14 protein-coding genes and 1 pseudogene are annotated in these 16,776 nt (G+C 54.0%); 11 read left to right on the top strand and 4 right to left on the bottom strand.

The features are described 5' to 3' along the window. The 10 genes and pseudogenes from BLR64_RS30540 to BLR64_RS09265 form a co-directional block, all read left to right on the top strand. Nucleotides 1-220 (top strand): annotated as a pseudogene (locus tag BLR64_RS30540) (group II intron reverse transcriptase/maturase); the annotation flags it as partial. A 214-nt stretch (nt 221-434) separates the two neighbouring features. Further along, nucleotides 435-773, top strand: coding sequence for a DUF3243 domain-containing protein (locus BLR64_RS09225; protein ID WP_090713844.1), 339 nt, complete (start codon nt 435-437; stop codon nt 771-773). A 207-nt stretch (nt 774-980) separates the two neighbouring features. Beyond that, nucleotides 981-1,457, top strand: coding sequence for a glutathione peroxidase (locus BLR64_RS09230; RefSeq protein ID WP_090713845.1), 477 nt, complete (start codon nt 981-983; stop codon nt 1,455-1,457). 212 nt (nt 1,458-1,669) lie between these two features. Beyond that, nucleotides 1,670-3,304, top strand: a complete 1,635-nt coding sequence (locus BLR64_RS09235; RefSeq protein ID WP_090713846.1) for a formate--tetrahydrofolate ligase — start codon at nt 1,670-1,672, stop codon at nt 3,302-3,304. Nucleotides 3,305-3,684: 380 nt separating this feature from the next. Beyond that, on the top strand, nt 3,685-5,049 hold the full coding sequence (locus tag BLR64_RS09240; RefSeq protein WP_090713847.1) for an FAD-dependent oxidoreductase: 1,365 nt from the start codon (nt 3,685-3,687) through the stop codon (nt 5,047-5,049). Between the two features lie 270 nt (nt 5,050-5,319). Further along, entirely contained in the window at nt 5,320-6,147 is an 828-nt protein-coding gene (locus BLR64_RS09245) for a formate/nitrite transporter family protein (RefSeq protein ID WP_090713848.1), read from the top strand. Nucleotides 6,148-6,515: 368 nt separating this feature from the next. Further along, nucleotides 6,516-8,612 (top strand): molybdopterin-containing oxidoreductase family protein, encoded by a 2,097-nt coding sequence (locus tag BLR64_RS09250; RefSeq protein WP_090713849.1) that lies wholly within the window; start codon nt 6,516-6,518, stop codon nt 8,610-8,612. Nucleotides 8,613-8,729: 117 nt separating this feature from the next. Continuing rightward, nucleotides 8,730-9,947, top strand: a complete 1,218-nt coding sequence (locus BLR64_RS09255; RefSeq protein WP_090713850.1) for an MFS transporter — start codon at nt 8,730-8,732, stop codon at nt 9,945-9,947. A gap of 66 nt (nt 9,948-10,013) precedes the next feature. After that, complete coding sequence (locus tag BLR64_RS09260; protein ID WP_090713851.1) at nt 10,014-10,544, top strand: GNAT family N-acetyltransferase; 531 nt, start codon at nt 10,014-10,016, stop codon at nt 10,542-10,544. Next, on the top strand, nt 10,510-11,163 hold the full coding sequence (locus BLR64_RS09265; protein WP_415841002.1) for an MOSC domain-containing protein: 654 nt from the start codon (nt 10,510-10,512) through the stop codon (nt 11,161-11,163). Before BLR64_RS09260 ends, BLR64_RS09265 begins: the two co-directional genes overlap by 35 nt. Nucleotides 11,164-11,308: 145 nt before the next feature. Here the strand turns inward: BLR64_RS09265 and BLR64_RS09270 are convergent, their stop codons facing one another. Together BLR64_RS09270 and BLR64_RS09275 are read right to left on the bottom strand one after the other, a co-directional pair. Then, nucleotides 11,309-11,857: a GNAT family N-acetyltransferase gene (locus BLR64_RS09270; RefSeq protein WP_090713853.1), complete on the bottom strand. Its 549-nt coding sequence runs from the start codon at nt 11,855-11,857 to the stop codon at nt 11,309-11,311. 38 nt (nt 11,858-11,895) lie between these two features. Then, on the bottom strand, nt 11,896-12,141 hold the full coding sequence (locus BLR64_RS09275; protein ID WP_090713854.1) for a DUF2164 domain-containing protein: 246 nt from the start codon (nt 12,139-12,141) through the stop codon (nt 11,896-11,898). Between the two features lie 254 nt (nt 12,142-12,395). Between BLR64_RS09275 and BLR64_RS09280 the strand changes: the two genes are divergently transcribed. After that, nucleotides 12,396-14,141 (top strand): glutamine--tRNA ligase/YqeY domain fusion protein, encoded by a 1,746-nt coding sequence (locus tag BLR64_RS09280; RefSeq protein ID WP_208607159.1) that lies wholly within the window; start codon nt 12,396-12,398, stop codon nt 14,139-14,141. A 489-nt stretch (nt 14,142-14,630) separates the two neighbouring features. Here BLR64_RS09280 and BLR64_RS09285 read toward each other — a convergent pair whose 3' ends face one another. Both BLR64_RS09285 and BLR64_RS09290 read right to left on the bottom strand, forming a co-directional pair. Then, nucleotides 14,631-15,311, bottom strand: coding sequence for a hypothetical protein (locus tag BLR64_RS09285; protein WP_090713856.1), 681 nt, complete (start codon nt 15,309-15,311; stop codon nt 14,631-14,633). A gap of 182 nt (nt 15,312-15,493) precedes the next feature. Next, on the bottom strand, nt 15,494-16,720 hold the full coding sequence (locus BLR64_RS09290) for an MFS transporter (RefSeq protein ID WP_341833374.1): 1,227 nt from the start codon (nt 16,718-16,720) through the stop codon (nt 15,494-15,496). Nucleotides 16,721-16,776: the final 56 nt, after the last annotated feature.

Below are 16,776 nucleotides of genomic sequence, written 5' to 3' on the forward strand. Positions count from 1 at the left end.
CATCTGGAAGCAATGGAAGAAGCCCAAAACAAAGGTGCAAAACCTACACAAGCTAGGGATACCGGAGTGGCAGGCCTACCAGTGGGGGAATTCCCGACTTGGCTATTGGCGTATCGCCGGAAGCCCTGTACTGTCTCGTTCCATAACAAACGAAAAGCTCGCACTGGCGGGATATTATGACTTCCCAGCACAGTACGAGCAATTACGTAAATTGCACTAATGCGATTGAACCGCCGTATACCGAACGGTACGTACGGTGGTGTGAGAGGTCGGCTACTCAGTCAATGGGTAGCCTCCTACTCGATTCGGCAGGACCGTCAGGACCATCCCATCCCGTCCCGCCCGCATACCCTGCTTCTTAGAGATGGTTCACCCCGGAAACGGCTGGTTAAGTAGTGGGAAACCATACTAATCAAGAGCGGGAGGCGGATTATATGTCCGAACACAATCATGTAGTCAGCAAGGACGGAGATGTCAGCATTAACCGGGTGGGCGATGCCCTGGAGCGGATCGATCCGGCGCAGCGTGAGCAGATTCTCGATGATTTCGGGAACTTTCAGCATTATTTGAGTAAGCGCATTCAATTGGCCCAAAAAATCGGACTCGGTGAAGAGCAGCTTGCCGTGGCAGCGGAAAAAGTCGCCGACTATCTGGCCGATCACGAGGAGCCGCGAAACAGCGAGGAGAAGCTGCTGCAGGAGCTGTGGAAGGTCGGCAATAAAGAGGAGCGGCACCGGCTGGCCCATATGCTGGTTAAACTGGCGCGGCGTTAAGCCTCGTCAGTCTGAGATTCCGTGCAGCTGACCGGTCTTTAACCGGCGGCCACAGGAGAATGCAGGCGCAGCCTTTGTCAGCACATCCTAATTAACGATTGCCGGTCAAGCTTTTTGGACCGTAAGCACACCCCAATTTTGTATTCGCACGGCTGTATAAGGTATGATGACATTGACTAATTAAGCAGCCGAGAGGATGAGGAGCCAATGTCGATCTACAGTTTTGCCGCTGTTACACCTTCGGGTAAAGAAGTGCCGCTTAAGGATTATGAAGGCAAAGTACTGCTGATTGCGAATACAGCCAGCAAGTGCGGGCTTACTCCGCAGTACGGGGATCTTCAGAAGCTGTATGAGCAATACGGCAGCCAGGGGCTTGTTGTGCTTGGTTTTCCCTGCAACCAGTTCGCCGGCCAGGAGCCGGGGACGAGCGAGGAAGCAGAGGCATTTTGCCAGATTAATTACGGCGTAAAGTTTCCCGTTTTTGCCAAAACCGATGTCAACGGCCCGGACGCGAGCCCTTTGTTCCAGTATCTCAAGGGCCAGCAGCCCGGAACGGCGGACAGCAGCGACATCCAGTGGAATTTTACCAAGTTCCTTGTGGACCGCAGCGGTAATGTAACAGCACGGGTGGAGCCGAAGGAATCGCCGGAAACGATGAAGGGGCTTATTGAGTCCCTGCTGTAACGCATAGAACAGCGATATTTATAAGAGAATCCATCAAGCCTTCCTAGACCGGACACAACCGGCTGCGGGAGGGCTTATTTCTGCGTAGTGCAGCGACTGCCTGCGGGTATACTATGAAAATATTCCTTGACGCTTTTCAGGGACACTGTATTCTTTGAAGAAGGAAACATAAGCTGAGCAGGATAATAACGGCAGGAGGGTTTTATAAGGTTATGAGGTTAATTACAGAGGTAGCAGCGGCAGCAGGAATCAGCGGGGAGCATCTGGAGCTGTACGGCAAATATAAAAGCAAGCTGGCTCCTTCCCTTTGGGAAGAGGTAAAGAACAAGCCGGACGGCAAGCTGGTGCTTGTTACCGCAGTTAATCCGACTCCCGCCGGCGAAGGCAAAACACTGACCACGATCGGGCTGTCCCAGGCGCTGAATGCAGCGGGAATCAAGACAGTGGCAGCACTCCGCGAGCCGTCGCTCGGTCCCTGTCTGGGCATGAAGGGCGGGGCAACAGGCAGCGGCAAGGCTCAGATTGTTCCGGCGGACGATATCAATCTGCACTTTACAGGTGATATTCATGCTGTAACTTCTGCACATAACCTGCTGTCAGCCATGATTGATAATCATATATTCCAGGGGAATGCCCTCGGGCTTGATCCGCAGCGGATTGTCTGGAAACGCGTTATGGATATGAATGACCGGAGCCTGCGGAATATTGTGACGGGGCTTGGAGACGGTAACGGAACCGTGCGGGAGAGCGGCTTCCAGATTACGACCGCTTCCGAAATTATGGCCGTGCTGTGCTTGTGCGAGGATCTTGCCGACCTGAAGAAGCGGCTGAGCCGCATGCTGGTAGGCTACGATATGCTGGGCCAGCCGGTTACAGCCAAGGAGATCGGTGCTGTAGAAGCCATGACGGCCCTGCTCAAAGAGGCAGTAAAGCCCAATCTGGTGCAGACGCTGGAAGGAACTCCGGTCATTATCCACGGGGGGCCCTTTGCTAATATTGCCCACGGCTGCAGCAGCGTAATCGGAACCCGCTATGCGCTCAAGCTGGGCGAAGTAGTGGTTACGGAGGCCGGCTTCGGGGCTGACCTCGGTGCAGAGAAGTTCATGGATATTAAATGCCGCCAGGCGGGTCTTTCCCCTGCTGCTGCTGTGCTTGTCGTTACAGTGAAGTCACTGAAGTATAACGGCGGTGTCCGCAAGGAAGAGCTGTATGAGGGCAACCGCGCGGCGCTGCTGTTGGGACTGGCGAATATGGAACGCCATATTGAGAACCTGGGCAAATTCGGTGTTCCGGTACTGGTAGCCCTGAACCACTTTGAGGGCGATGCGCCGGATGAGGTCGATGCAGTGCTGGAGGCATGCCGCCGTCTGGGTGTCCCTGCTGCCGTATCCAAGGTGTGGGCCGAGGGCGGAGCGGGAGGACTGGAGCTGGCGAGAGAGCTGAAAAAGCTGCTGGATCATGCACCAGGCGGGAGCTTTGCTCCGCTCTACGAAGACCAGCTCGACATTCCGTCCAAAATCAATAAAATCGTCACCGAAATCTACCGGGGTACCGGAGTAGCCTTCTCACCGGCGGCCAAACGCAGCCTGGCTGTTATCGAGAAGCTGGGTCTGCAGCAGCTCCAGGTATGCATGGCCAAAACGCCGTATTCCTTCTCCGACCAGCCGAGGCTGCTGGGTGCGCCGGAAGGCTTTACGATGGGGGTGCGTGATATTACACTGTCCCTTGGCGCAGGCTTTGCCGTAGTGATCACAGGCAATATGGTTACAATGCCCGGCCTTCCGGCCAAACCGGCTGCTGAAGGGCTGCTGGTCGATGAGGATGGCGTGCTGCACGGCCTGGAATAGGCTGACCGGCTGTCCAAATGAAAAAAATTTAATGCTTCTCCCTGTGCCCGGCGGCTTGCCGCTGTGGTATCAGGGATTTTTTTTGGGTAAAAATAAATAGGCGCCTACAGGATTCACCTGGGATTCCTTACATCGCTGCTTCCTGTCGCCCGGAGACATAAACTCCGCTTGTTTGGGGAAAATAATATAACCGGAGCAGCATACCGGCTGCAGGTAACAAACCAGAAGGCATTCCAAATTGTGAACAATGTGAGAAAAATCACAATTATACTTGTAATGTGAGAAAAATCACAATATAATCAACGTATAAAGTGAAATTAATCACATACGCAAACAAATATTAAATAAATATGCTTGCCAATTTGGAGGAGGAAGAAATCATGAAAGTAGCAGTCATTGGATGTACCCATGCCGGAACCGCCGCAATTGTTAATACCGCACAGCTTTACCCGGACGCCGAGATTACGGTGTACGAACGCAATGATAATATCTCATTCCTGTCGTGCGGCATTGCCCTGTATGTAGGCGGAGTGGTTAAGGACCCGCAAGGCCTGTTCTATTCGTCACCCGAAAAGCTGGCTGAACTCGGTGTTATCACCAAGATGCGCCATGAAGTGATTAATGTAGATACCGCCGCCAAAACACTGCGTGCCCGCAATCTGGCAACCGGTGAGGAATTTAATGATACGTATGACAAGCTGATTATGACTACCGGCTCATGGCCGATCATTCCTAAGCTGGAAGGGATGGACCTGGACGGCATCCTGCTCTCCAAGAACTACAACCATTCGAACACCATTATTGAGCGGGCGGAGCAGGTAAAAAGAATCACCGTAGTCGGCGCAGGCTACATCGGGGTCGAGCTGGTTGAAGCCTTCCAGATGAACGGCAAGCAGGTAACCCTGATTGACGGTGAGGAGCGTATCCTCAGCAAATACCTGGACGAAGAATTTACGGCTCCGATTCAAAAATCGCTCGAGGACCACGGCATCAAGCTGGCTCTCGGTGAAAAGGTAAGCTCGTTTGCCGGAGAGAACGGTAAAGTAACCAAGGTTATTACGAGCAAAGGCGAGCACGAAACCGATCTGGTTATTCTCTGCATCGGCTTCCGTCCGAACACAGAGCTGCTCAAGGGCCAGGTGGATATGCTGCCTAACGGGGCGATTATGGTCAATGATTACATGCAGACCAGCCTGCCGGATGTATTTGCTGCCGGAGACAGCTGCGCGATCCATTACAATCCGACCGGACAGCACGCTTATATTCCGCTTGCGACCAATGCGGTCCGCATGGGTACACTTGTAGCCCGCAATCTGGTTGAGAGTACCATTCCTTATATGGGGACACAGGGTACCTCGGGTATCAAAATTTATGAAGATAATATTGCCGGCACCGGGCTTACAGAAGAAGCAGCCAAGGCAGAAGGCATCGAGGTAGAGAGCGTAATGATCACCGACAACTATCGTCCTGAATTCATGCCGACTGTGGAAGAAGTGCAGCTGAAGGTCGTTTATGCCCGCGGCACACGCCGGATTCTCGGCGCACAGATTATGTCCAAGATGGACCTGACCCAGTCGATCAATACAGTGTCGGTCTGCATCCAGAACCGGATGACGGTTGACCAGCTGGCCTTTATCGACTTCTTCTTCCAGCCGCATTACAACAAGCCGTGGAACTTCCTGAACACGGCCGGTCTGCAGGCCCTTCCCAAGACAGTAGAACGCAAAGAGACAGTGAACGTTTAACAATATTTAAGGATCAGACCGGAGCTATATGGCTCCGGTCTTTTTTGCGAATCAGGCAGGTTACTTCTGCTGTATACATACCGGAGCATGAACTGTTACTGTGTTTTTTTTAACATTCATCTTTTTTGGGCTGTGCTAAATTTGACATGTCAGTGAAAACTTTCACGAAGCGTTTCTTGTGGTGATATTTATCACGTAAATGTGATTGGGATCACGCTACAATGAGATAAAGGAACAAATTTTAAGTAATTTTCGAAGGGGATAGGAATCATGGCATACAACAAACCGCAACAGATTGCCGAGGTAACGGTAGAGAACGGAATCAAGAAGGTCCATAACCCGCTTGCAGCCGTACTTATTCTCGGTTTTCTGGGAGGGGCATTTATTTCGCTCGGATTTTTACTGGATATTCGGGTCATAGCGGGTGCTCCGGCAGAATGGGGCTCAATCGCTAACTTTATCGGAGCGGCTGTTTTCCCGGTCGGGCTGATTATGGTGCTGCTGGCTGGCGGGGAACTGCTTACCGGTAATATGATGGCGGTGCCGCTGGCTTTTCTGGCGAAGAAGATTTCGTTCTGGGAAGTCATTAAGAACCTGGTGCTGATTACGCTCAGCAACCTGGCAGGCGCCCTGTTCGTTGCTTATTTCTTTGGTCATGTAGTCGGTCTGACGGCTGAAGGCGTGTATCTTGAGAAATTGGTCAGCATGGCTGAGCATAAGATTGATGTTACATTTGTGCAGGCGTTTGTTTCCGGGATCGGCTGTAACTGGCTGGTAGCGCTGGCGGTGTGGCTCTCCTACGGGGCGGATAATTTCAGCGGCAAAATTCTCGGTATCTGGTTCCCGACTATGGCGTTCGTTGCCATCGGCTTCCAGCACGTTGTGGCTAACATGTTCCTGATCCCTGCTGCCATATTTGAAGGACACTTCACCTGGGGGCAATATGTCGGCAACTTTGTTCCGGTGTGGCTCGGTAATCTTACCGGGGGAGCAATCTTTGTAGCAGCAGCTTATTACATGACATACCTGCGCAAAGCGCCTGCGGCCGTCCAGACAGTTGAAGGTGTATCGCCAGCTGCTGTGAAGAAACACGCTTAACAGTAATCCGAAGCTGCTGTGAACGGGCTTCATAGAATATATAACATAGACACTCCTTGCATGACCGGCCAGACATCCATTATTAACGGAGCAGGCGGCTGGCGATCAGGGGGTGTCTTTTTTATATGAAAATGTCTGCAACACAAAATTCGCCGTGTATATCCGACTCGGGGGAACGAAATCGGATTCACGGCGAATAAATAGGGAGTGTTTCATATGCTCTATTACCCGGACATACCAGCATCGAAACAGCCGGATCCCGGTGATTTTCTTTACGCCCGGGAACGCCCGCTATACAATGGACAGATGAGCTGTTTTATACGATATAAGGCTTCATTCAACCAAGTCATTAAAGGAGGACATCCGCTTTGAAGCATAGCAGTGACGGCATTTTTCCGGCGGTATGTCCGCTGGACTGTCCTGACACCTGCGGGCTGCTGGTGCATAAGCAGGACGGTAAAATTGTAAAAGTGGAAGGAAACCCGGCACATCCGGTCACGAAAGGGGCGATTTGCAATAAAGTGCGGAACATGGCCGCACGGGTGCACCATCCGGAGCGGCTGATGCACCCGCTGCGCCGCACAGGCCCCAAGGGCAGCGGAGCCTTTGAACAGATCAGCTGGGATGAAGCGGTTGCGGAGATTGCCGGGCGGTACAAGCAGCTGTCCGCGGATTATGGGCCGGAGAGCATTCTGCCCTACTACTTCTATGGAAATATGGGGATGCTCAGCGTGGGCGGAATGGACCGCCGGTTCTTTAACCGGCTGGGCGCAAGCCGGCTGGATGCCAAAATCTGCAGTGCCGCCGGTACCACAGGCTGGGTATATACGATGGGCATGGACGGGGGAGCCAGCCCGGAAGATACGGTGAACGCCGATCTGATCATCGTCTGGGGCGGAAACATTGTCAGCACCAATATGCATCAGGTGGTCTTTGCCGAGCAGGCGCGCAAGCGCGGGGCAAAGATTGTGGTCATTGATGTGCACCGCAACCGCACCGCGCAGTGGGGGGACTGGTTCCTGCCGCTATACCCGGGAACAGATGCCGCTCTGGCGCTTGGCCTGATGCATATTCTGTTCCGCGACGGACTAACCGATGAAGCTTTTCTGCAAAAGTATACGGTAGGACATGAAGCGCTGCGCGAGCAGGCGCTGAAGTATCCGCCCGGGCTGGTGTCGGAAATTACCGGCGTTCCTGTGGCAGATATTGAGCAGCTGGCCAGGCTGTACGGCGAAGCCACGGTGCCGTATATCCATATCGGCAACGGGCTGCAGCATCACGACAACGGCGGGATGAATGTCCGCAGCATTGCCTGTCTGCCTGCGCTGGTCGGCGCCTGGCAGAAGCCGGGAGGCGGGGCGATCAAGTCCAACGGCGGCTACAGCTCCGTTAACTCACAGGCGCTGGCCCGTCCGGAGCTGCGCAGCAACGCGCAGGCACGCAGCATTAACATGAACCGGATCGGAGAAGTGCTAATGCAGCAGGAGCAGCCGATCATGAGCTTATTTGTGTACGGCACCAATCCGCTGGTTGTAGCGCCGAGTGCCGACAAGGTAAAGGCGGGGTTTGCACGCGAGGATCTGTTTACGGTGGTGCATGATCTGTTCATGACTGACACTGCGATGTATGCAGACATTGTGCTTCCGGCCACCTCCACCTTTGAAAATACGGATTTGTACAGCTCCTACTGGCATCATTATATACAGCTGCAGGAGCCGGTGCTGGAGCGGCAGGGCGAGTGCAAGAGTAATGTGGAGCTATTCTCGCTGCTGGGACAGGCTATGGGCTTTGAACCGGAAGTTTTCGGCCAGCCGGAGGAGGATATGATCGGTGAAGCGCTTAATTATCCGGATAACCCGTATCTGAACGGGGTAACGCTGGAGAGGCTGAAGGCTGAGCGGTTCGTGAAGCTGGATATGTCGCCGAAGGCGCAATTTCTGGAGACGCTGCAGACTCCTTCCGGCCGGATCGAGCTCTATTCCGAAGCGATGGAGCTGGCCGGCCTCCCGCCGCTGCCTGTCTATACCCCGCTGAAGGAGGGGTATGACGGAGTGCGGCGGCCGGAGCAGGGAGCGGACTATCCGCTGATGTTCATCTCGCCGCCGAACCATCATTTCCTGAATTCGACCTTTGGCAATGTAGAGAAGCATCAGAGGATGGAGAAGGCTCCTGCCCTGCAGATTCATCCTTTGGATGCAGCAGCCCGGGGGATTGCGGACGGTGACGAAATCACTGTATACAATGCCAGAGGTGCAGTGGAGATTTCAGCCGTGGTGACGGATAAAATGCTGCCGGGAACGGTAATTAGCCAGGGACTGTGGTGGGGCGGAAAGGGCAAAAAGCAGAGGGTCAATGTGCTGACACCTGACCGGCTTAGCGACATGGACGGGGGAGCAACCTTTTTCTCGGCTACGGTGGAGGTGAAGAAACGGGAGCAGGTTTTGGAAGTGCCAGGCACACTGTAATTCTATATTTGAATAACGCGATAAAGCGGTAATGCAAAATCTTGCTCTTCACCCTGTTTTGGGATGATACTGGATGGAATTGATGACATATAAGTAACAGGGGATGAAAGACAAGCCATGAAGTTTTTGCAGGACTATCCTAGAGAAGTCAAAGTATTTCTGATCGCAAGTCTCGTCAATGCAACCGGCAGCGCACTCATGTGGCCGCTTGTGACGATGTATGTATTTGAGGAGCTTGGCCGAAGCATGCAGGAGGCCGGACTCGTTATTGCTATCCAGTCTCTGGGGGGGATTGCCGGACAGCTGCTGGGTGGCTCACTGTACCATAAGCTGGGCGTCAAACGCCTGATTGTCGGGGCGCTGGCTATGAATGCGCTCGCCTTGTTCGCCCTCCCTGCGGCAAGCACGAACTGGTATTTATTCATGGTAGCTATGGGGCTGGTCGGGCTGTTCAATTCCATGGCCCAGCCGGCGATCCAGGCTTTTGTGGGCTTCCGTTTTGCGGAGCGGCGGGGTGAGCTGTTCAATATCATTTATGTTGCGAATAATATCGGGGTGGCCCTCGGCACGATCCTCAGCGGTTTTCTGGCCGAGATTTCCTACATGCTGAGCTTTGTGATGAACGGGCTGACTTCGGCCATCTTCGCTGCATTCTTCCTGGTCTATCTGCGGAAAATCAGCAGTACTCCGGTGCAGGAGAATCTGCCGCGCAGATCACAGCACCGGGAGCAGTCGGGGTGGAAGCTGGCGGGGAACACCCGGCTCTATCTGTACATGTCGCTGGGCACAATGTTCCTGCTGATCGGCAATTCCGTCTGGAACACGGGCGTTTCCCCGTTTATTATTTCGGAAGGCTGGTCCAAGAGCCTCTACAGCTTCCTCTGGACGCTTAACGGTATTCTGATCTTTGCCGCCCAGCCGGTAGTGAGTCTGATCAAACGCTGGTTCGCCGGTACGTCAAATGCCCAGATGACGGCAAGTGCCGTATTTTACTTAAGCGGATATGCGGTCATTCTGCTGATGCCGAGCTATCCCGGCCTTGTGCTGGCGATGATCCTGGCGACACTTGGCGAAATGCTGATCTCACCGGCGACGCCGGCCTTTATCGCGGATACCGCCGGACGCAACGCCCCGTTCTATATGGGACTCAGCGGCGGAATCGGGGCAGCAGGCCGAGTCATCGGCCCGGCTCTGATGGGCGGCCTGTTCGACCGGGGGGGGCTCGCGCCAACGGGATGGCTTGCCTGTGCAATGGCAGTGCTGGCAGTCGGATTTTTTGTTATCCATGCCTATGTTAACCGCCCAGCCCGTCATCTGGAGCAAAATGCGGTATAATAAAGCTGGCTGGAAAGCGTATCTGAGAACCTAGAGATAAAAGGCAAGGCAAGGAGTGGAGGCGTTATGCAACAAATCAACGAAGGCTCGCTCACGATCCGGCCCTCGGAAATCAGGGATGTGCGTGAGCTGATCCTGCTTGATAATATGATCTGGACAGAGGACACGACACCCGGACCGCTAATGTGGCGTTCCCGTGAGGATTATCTGCTGCATGCACCGCCGGGCTCACAGCTCGTTGCGCTTCAGAATGGCATGCTGTGCGGCTATGTCGGCTTCGGCTGCCCCAGCGGCATGGAGAGCAACCGGCATGTCTGCGAGGTGAACATCGCAGTCGATCCGCAGTTTCAGCGCCAGGGAATCGGCAGCAGGCTGATTGAAGCGATCAAACAGCATGCCGCAGATCATGGCATCCGGAAGCTGCGGCTGCGGGTGCTGTCAAGCAATGAGCCGGCACTCGCTTTTTACCGCAAATGCGGATTTGAGGAAGAGGGCCGGCTGAAGGAAGAGTTTTACCTGGGCGGTCATTATGTCGATGAAGTGTTTATGAGCTGTATGCTGACTGGAGGGGATCAGAATGGAAGTCATTTCGCTTAATGTAGGCAAGCCCGTAACGGTGGATTACCGCGGGAAGCCGCTGGAGACAGGGATTTACAAGCTGCCTGCAGAAGGGCCGGTACGGCTCCACGCTTTGGGCTTCGATGGCGACGGCCAGGCCGATCTGGTGAATCACGGGGGAGTAAACAGGGCCGTCTGCGTCTACCCGATAGAGCATTATACATTTTGGGAGGAGCACCTCGGCAGAAAGCTGGCGTATTCTGCCTTTGGAGAGAATCTTACGGTAAGCGGGCTGCTGGAGACGGAGGTCTGTATCGGCGATGTGTACGAGATTGGAACGGCACTGCTGCAGGTCAGCCAGCCGCGGTTCCCGTGCTTTAAGCTCTCACAGAAGCATGGCGCGAATGATATGCCGGCCAAGGTGCTGTCCACAGGCTACAGCGGCTTCTATTTCCGTGTACTGCGTGAAGGTGCCGTCGGTGCCGGTGATACTGTTGTGAAGGTCGAGTCCGGTGAGGGAACCTACTCGGTCCGCCGGGTGCTCAAGGCGATGGAGGTCGGACGGAAGGATAAGACTGATCTCAGGGAGCTGGCTGAGCTAGGCACGCTGACCGATGAGATCCGCGATGACTTCAAGAAATGGCTGGAGCGGGAGTAGGCGGGATCGGGTACATAGCGTGGCGAGGCGGCGGAAGCTTTGCGGGTATCTGCGCGAAAGCAGCAGCAAACAGCCTGGGTGGCCAAGCCCCCAGGCTGTTTGCTTGTGTGCGCGGCGAGGAACGCCGGGCTGCGCACTTGTGGCTTCAGCCCAGCAGCTTCCACTCGCTGCGCAGCAGGCCATAGACGGCGTGGTTCACATAGCCGTGCGGCAGCTTCTCGGACTGGCGGAGCACACCTTCAAATACGAAGCCGAGCCGTTCAGGGATGGCCCTGCTTGCTTTGTTGCCGGTGGCACAGCGGATTTCAATCCGGTTTAGCTCCATTTCCAGCAGGGCGTAATCGACAAACACCCGGCAGGCGCTGGTCATATAGCCGTAGCCTTCATAGCCTTCGCCCAGCCAGTAGCCGATGCCGACCGAGCGGCTCAGCCAGTCAATCTCATGATAACCGATGATGCCGGCCAGCTCCCCACGGACCCACAGTCCGGCGGTGAAGCCCCCGTTGTCGCTGCCCTGCTTGACGGCATTTTTGATGAATGTGGTGATATGGGCCTGTTCGGAAACTCCGTCTACCCATGGCAGCCATTGTCTGAGCCGCAGCCGCGAGCGCTCAACCAGCGCGAACATTTGGCGGGCATGCTCCGGCATCAGCAGCTTTAGCACAAGCTCATCATCTACGACATAATTAAACATGCGGCTGTCTCCTCTCACGGTCCGGACCGATAGGGTATTTAACGCTTTTTCCACTCAAGGGCGTAAATGTCCTCTTCGAGCGATTGCATCCGCTGTACGGCCAGGGTGCGGCAGTCGCTCAGCGCAGCGTTATAAACAGCAGGACCGAGCTCCTTAAGGAAAAACTCCAGCAGGTTATCCGCAGCGAGATGGCCGATCGTTTCCCCGCGTTCCGCTTCAAAATAGCTGCGGATGTTCTCCGTAATGAGATCGCGCTGCTCTTTTGGCAGCTTAATTGGCTTCATAGATGAGTCCCCCTTTTTTTAATATAAGAAAGTACATGTTTCACGCAATGCTGTATCCGTATCTTTCCTGCACAAACGGATACCGGTCTGTTCAGGACGGCGTAGCCATTCATTTTAGCTGAAAAAATGTAAATGCCTCATGCTTTCCATGCTACTCTATCGTCCGGAGCGAAGTCAAAGCCCCCCCGGTTGAGAGGAATCGATTACCCATTTCATTGATCATTCTCCGGTTAACGGGTATATTAATAGGAAACATGTTCATACAAGGACGTAAATTACAGAACGAGAGGTTGATAGCTGTGGAGAACCGTGGAACACCCTCCAATTTCATTAAGAATATCATTACCGAAGATTTGAGCTCAGGTAAAGTACAAGAAGTGGTCACCCGCTTTCCGCCGGAGCCGAACGGTTATTTACATATCGGACATGCCAAGGCGATCTGGATTAACTTTACACTGGCTGATGAATTCGGGGGTAAAACAAACCTGCGCTTCGACGACACCAATCCGCTAAAAGAGGACACGGAATATGTTAACTCCATCAAGGAGGATGTAAAGTGGCTTGGTTACGAGTGGGAAGAGCTGCGGTTTGCATCCGACTATTTCGGGGAAATGTACGAACGGGCTGAGCTGCTGATCCAAAAAGGCAAGGCCTATGTGGACGACCTGTCCGCCGATCAGATCCGCGAGCTGCGCGGCACGTTGACCGAACCCGGCAAGAACAGCCCGTTCCGTGAGCGCAGCGCTGAAGAGAGCCTAGACCTGTTCCGGCGTATGCGTGCAGGGGAATTCAAGGACGGCGAGAAGGTGCTGCGCGCCAAGATTGATATGGCTTCGCCTAACATCAACCTGCGCGACCCGGTCATCTACCGGATTTCGCATTCCCATCACCATAATACCGGCGATGCATGGTGTATCTACCCGATGTATACCTTTGCGCATCCGCTGGAGGATGCCATCGAGCATGTCACCCACTCGCTTTGCTCTCTGGAGTTCGAAGACCAGCGCCCATTCTATGACTGGGTTATCGCTGAGTGCGAGATGGAGGCAGCGCCGCACCAGTATGAATTCGGCCGGCTTAATCTGGCCCAGACGGTAACCAGCAAGCGCAAGCTGAAGCTGCTGGTGGATGAAGGCCATGTTGACGGCTGGGATGATCCGCGGATGCCTACAATCTCCGGACTGCGCCGCCGCGGCTACACGCCGGAAGCGATCCGCAGCTTCGTGCATGAGACTGGTATTTCCAAGAGTCAGGGCCTTGTTGACCTGCAGATGCTGGAGCATTTCATCCGAGAGGACCTGAAGCTGACCGTACCGCGGACCATGTCCGTACTGCGGCCGCTGAAGGTGATTATTACGAATTATCCGGAAGGTCAGACGGAGTATTTTGAGATTGAGAACAACGTGGAGAACCCGGAAATGGGCACACGCCAGATTCCGTTCTCCCGCGAAATCTACATTGAGCGCGATGACTTCATGGAAGTACCGCCGAACAAGTACTTCCGTCTCTTCCCTGGCAATGAGGTGCGCCTGAAGAATGCCTACTTCATCAAGTGTACGGACTTCATCAAGGATGAGAACGGCGAGGTTGTAGAGCTGCACTGTACCTATGATCCGGAGACAAGAAGCGGCAGCGGCTTCACCGGCCGTAAAGTCAAAGGCACCTTGCATTGGGTCGATGCCGGCCAGGCAGTCCCGGCAGAATTCCGCCTGTATGAGCCGCTGATCTCGGCCGAAGAAGCTGATGCCGAGGCTGAGGTTGAAGGCCTTGAGGTGTCGGCCGACAAGCCTGAGCCAAGCTTCCTCGATCAGCTTAACCCGAATTCGCTGCAGATCCTGCAGGGCTTCGTGGAGCCGGGCCTGAAGGACAGCGTGCCGCAGGACAAGTTCCAGTTCTTCCGCCACGGTTACTTTAACGTGGATAGCAAATACTCGACCCCTGAACACCTTGTGTTCAACCTGGTCGTTTCCCTGAAAAGCTCGTTCCAGCCTGGGAAGTAAGGCTGCATAATAAAAAGCTGTCCCCGTTGTCTAGCGATGACGGGGACAGCCTTTTTGCGGTCTGTTTGTTTTCTGCTACGAGATGGTGACAGCATCTAGCGGGCTGGTAGGCTGTCGCTGGCTCTAACCAAAGGGAAAGGTCCCTTTGAATAGCCAGTATAGTATGCTACTGGTGCGAATCAAAGGGAGAAATCCCACTAACGAGCCCGATCCACCCTGCTGAGGGCACGAATAGAGGGAAAAATCCCACTAACGAGCCTGATCCACCCTGCTGAGGGCACGAATAGAGGGAAAAATCCCACTAACGAGCCCAATCTACCCGACTGAGAGCACGAATAGAGGGAAAAATCCCACTAACGAGCCCAATCTACCCTGCTGGGAGCACGAATAGAGGGAAAAATCCTACTAACGAGCCCAATCTACCCTGCTGAGAGCACGAATAGAGGGAAAAATCCCACTAACGAGCCCGATCGGCCTACCCTGCTATTACTAAAATAAGTAATTGTCCAACATATTATGGATATACTCATATTTACGGATTCGGCTGCCATTTGCGCTCAGGACGGGCGTTAGCCTGCCTTTTTCACACAATTTAGTGATATGCCTTTTGATCGTTTTGGGATCAGCAGCGAGGCCATTTACCAGGTCAACAGGCCGGATGATTCCGTCCGATCGCGCAGCTAGCCGCAGAATTTCCAGCTCCATCTTTGAATGCTTGCCGCCCTCATTATCAGCATTTGTCAGCATACTCGAAAGTAATAAAGCTTTTAGCAATGAAATAGTCAGCTCCGGCGCGGACCCCAAGTCATCGTACGGTACCGCGACCACACGATACCCTGCAATCTGCAGATAAGTTTCCCTGTTTAACTCCTGGCGGTATCTGGTCCGGTCGGTGTTCTGCACATGGGGGCCATAGCCCTTGATCTCAATTGCAAACTTGACCTGCCCCGGCTTCCAGACATAGTCAACAAAGTAAGGACGGCCGCGCCAATCGGAGACCTCATACTCCGGATGGAGATGATTAAAATGCCCAAATAGCGGCCACCATACCCGCTCGGCAAATAACTTCTCCCCATGCCCGTGCCCCCGCTCCAGACGATCCAGACGTTCGCCGGTTCTCCTCCGCTTATGCCGGCTCAGCCATTTCTCATGCTCTTCAACAAATCCCATTTATAAATCTCCCCCTGCATACAAAAATATAAAAAAAGTCCCGCACCCCAATCAGCATGGAGTACGGGACGTTCTTCGTCCGTTTTTTTGATTATAAAATTTGCCGGTTAGCAGCGTCAATGACATCACCGGTATTCCGGGCCACTAGGAGTTGAATGAAACTAATTGATAACCCTCGCCCCTTAATTCTCAAACTCCTCCAGCTCCTCCTGGGCATTCGGGCGGTAGCCGCCGCGGATGACGAACAGTGCCATCAGGCCGAAGCCGCAGGTTCCGATGAAGGTGAGAAAAGCACCGGACTGGTACATGCTCTGTGCGCCCAGGTTCTGGTACAGCCAGCCGCCGAGCACGCCGCCCAGAATGCCGGCGATGCCGCTCCAGGTCAGCGTATACAGAGCCTGTCCGGAGGAGCGGTAAGGCTTTGGAACAAGCAGCATCGTCAGCTGGGTGCCGACATAGAAGAAGCCCCCGAAGGTAATGCAGTGCAGAATCTGGATGAGTGCCACCTGAACCGGCGAAGTTGCCCCGGCCATCAGGCCCCAGCGGAACAGAAACAGCGCGCTTACTGCAGCCAGCAAGCCCAGCAGTACGGAAATTTTGCGCTTCAGGAAGCGGTCGCACAGCACCAGCACGCCCATCTCCAGAATGGAGGAGAGGAAGACGGCGAGTCCGATCATGGTTTTGCTGCCGCCGAGTTCGGTTATATACAGCGACACAAAGGTGTTATTCATCGTATTGGGGATGGACACCAGGATGCCGAAGAAGATAAAGCACAGAAAGAACGGATTATAAAAAATCTGCCGGAAGCCCTTGAACGGCAGCGGCGCAATCCCGATGGAGTGACTCAGCCGCGGCAGTGCAACCAGGGCGAGCATCGCCAGGCCGAGCAGCACCGCGAACAGATAGGATAATACGGAAACGCCAGCCCACTCAATCACCGGACCTGCCAAAATAGCCGTAAAGGCCCAGCCCAGTGACCCCCACAGCCGGTAGGAGCTGAAGCGGTGTCCCGTATTCTCGATATAGCTGAGAATCATGGTATTGCTCTGGGCAAACAGCGGACCCTGAAAGAAATAGAAAAAAAGGATGGAGATATAAATCATTTCATATGTATAGGCCTGAAAAACAAGCTGCGACAGCACCAGTGTCCCGGTAAGCATAACAAGGACGATCCTCCGGATATTCTGATACTTGTCGGTCCAGATTCCCCAGAACGGATTGGCTACGATGGAAACCAGTGCGCCTACCGACATCAGGCTGCCGATTTCAAGCTTGTTCATGCCGACATCCTGCAGATAAAGCGGAAAAAAGCTGGTGAACAGAACGACTGTCCCGTATACAAAAAAGTTAAACCATTTCAGAGAGGCAAAAGTTGGCTGCTTATTGTCATTGTCCCGCAAATTGGGCACTCCTTTCCCGCCAGATGCCATGCCTTCCATGGAAGCACTATGAAATAGGCCCCATA

The sequence above is a fragment of the Paenibacillus typhae genome (genome assembly GCF_900099765.1).
Classification (GTDB): domain Bacteria; phylum Bacillota; class Bacilli; order Paenibacillales; family Paenibacillaceae; genus Paenibacillus_AQ; species Paenibacillus_AQ typhae.

Excerpts from the sequence above, each read along its gene's own strand:
- BLR64_RS09275 (WP_090713854.1), bottom strand. The coding sequence starts at position 12,141 with ATGAAGCCAATTAAGCTGCCAAAAGAGCAGCGCGATCTCATTACGGAG.
- BLR64_RS09255 (WP_090713850.1), top strand. The coding sequence starts at position 8,730 with ATGAAGTTTTTGCAGGACTATCCTAGAGAAGTCAAAGTATTTCTGATC.
- BLR64_RS09260 (WP_090713851.1), top strand. The coding sequence starts at position 10,014 with ATGCAACAAATCAACGAAGGCTCGCTCACGATCCGGCCCTCGGAAATC.
- BLR64_RS09240 (WP_090713847.1), top strand. The coding sequence starts at position 3,685 with ATGAAAGTAGCAGTCATTGGATGTACCCATGCCGGAACCGCCGCAATT.
- BLR64_RS09280 (WP_208607159.1), top strand. The coding sequence starts at position 12,396 with ATGTTCATACAAGGACGTAAATTACAGAACGAGAGGTTGATAGCTGTG.
- BLR64_RS09245 (WP_090713848.1), top strand. The coding sequence starts at position 5,320 with ATGGCATACAACAAACCGCAACAGATTGCCGAGGTAACGGTAGAGAAC.
- BLR64_RS09230 (WP_090713845.1), top strand. The coding sequence starts at position 981 with ATGTCGATCTACAGTTTTGCCGCTGTTACACCTTCGGGTAAAGAAGTG.
- BLR64_RS09235 (WP_090713846.1), top strand. The coding sequence starts at position 1,670 with ATGAGGTTAATTACAGAGGTAGCAGCGGCAGCAGGAATCAGCGGGGAG.
- BLR64_RS09270 (WP_090713853.1), bottom strand. The coding sequence starts at position 11,857 with ATGTTTAATTATGTCGTAGATGATGAGCTTGTGCTAAAGCTGCTGATG.
- BLR64_RS09225 (WP_090713844.1), top strand. The coding sequence starts at position 435 with ATGTCCGAACACAATCATGTAGTCAGCAAGGACGGAGATGTCAGCATT.
- BLR64_RS09285 (WP_090713856.1), bottom strand. The coding sequence starts at position 15,311 with ATGGGATTTGTTGAAGAGCATGAGAAATGGCTGAGCCGGCATAAGCGG.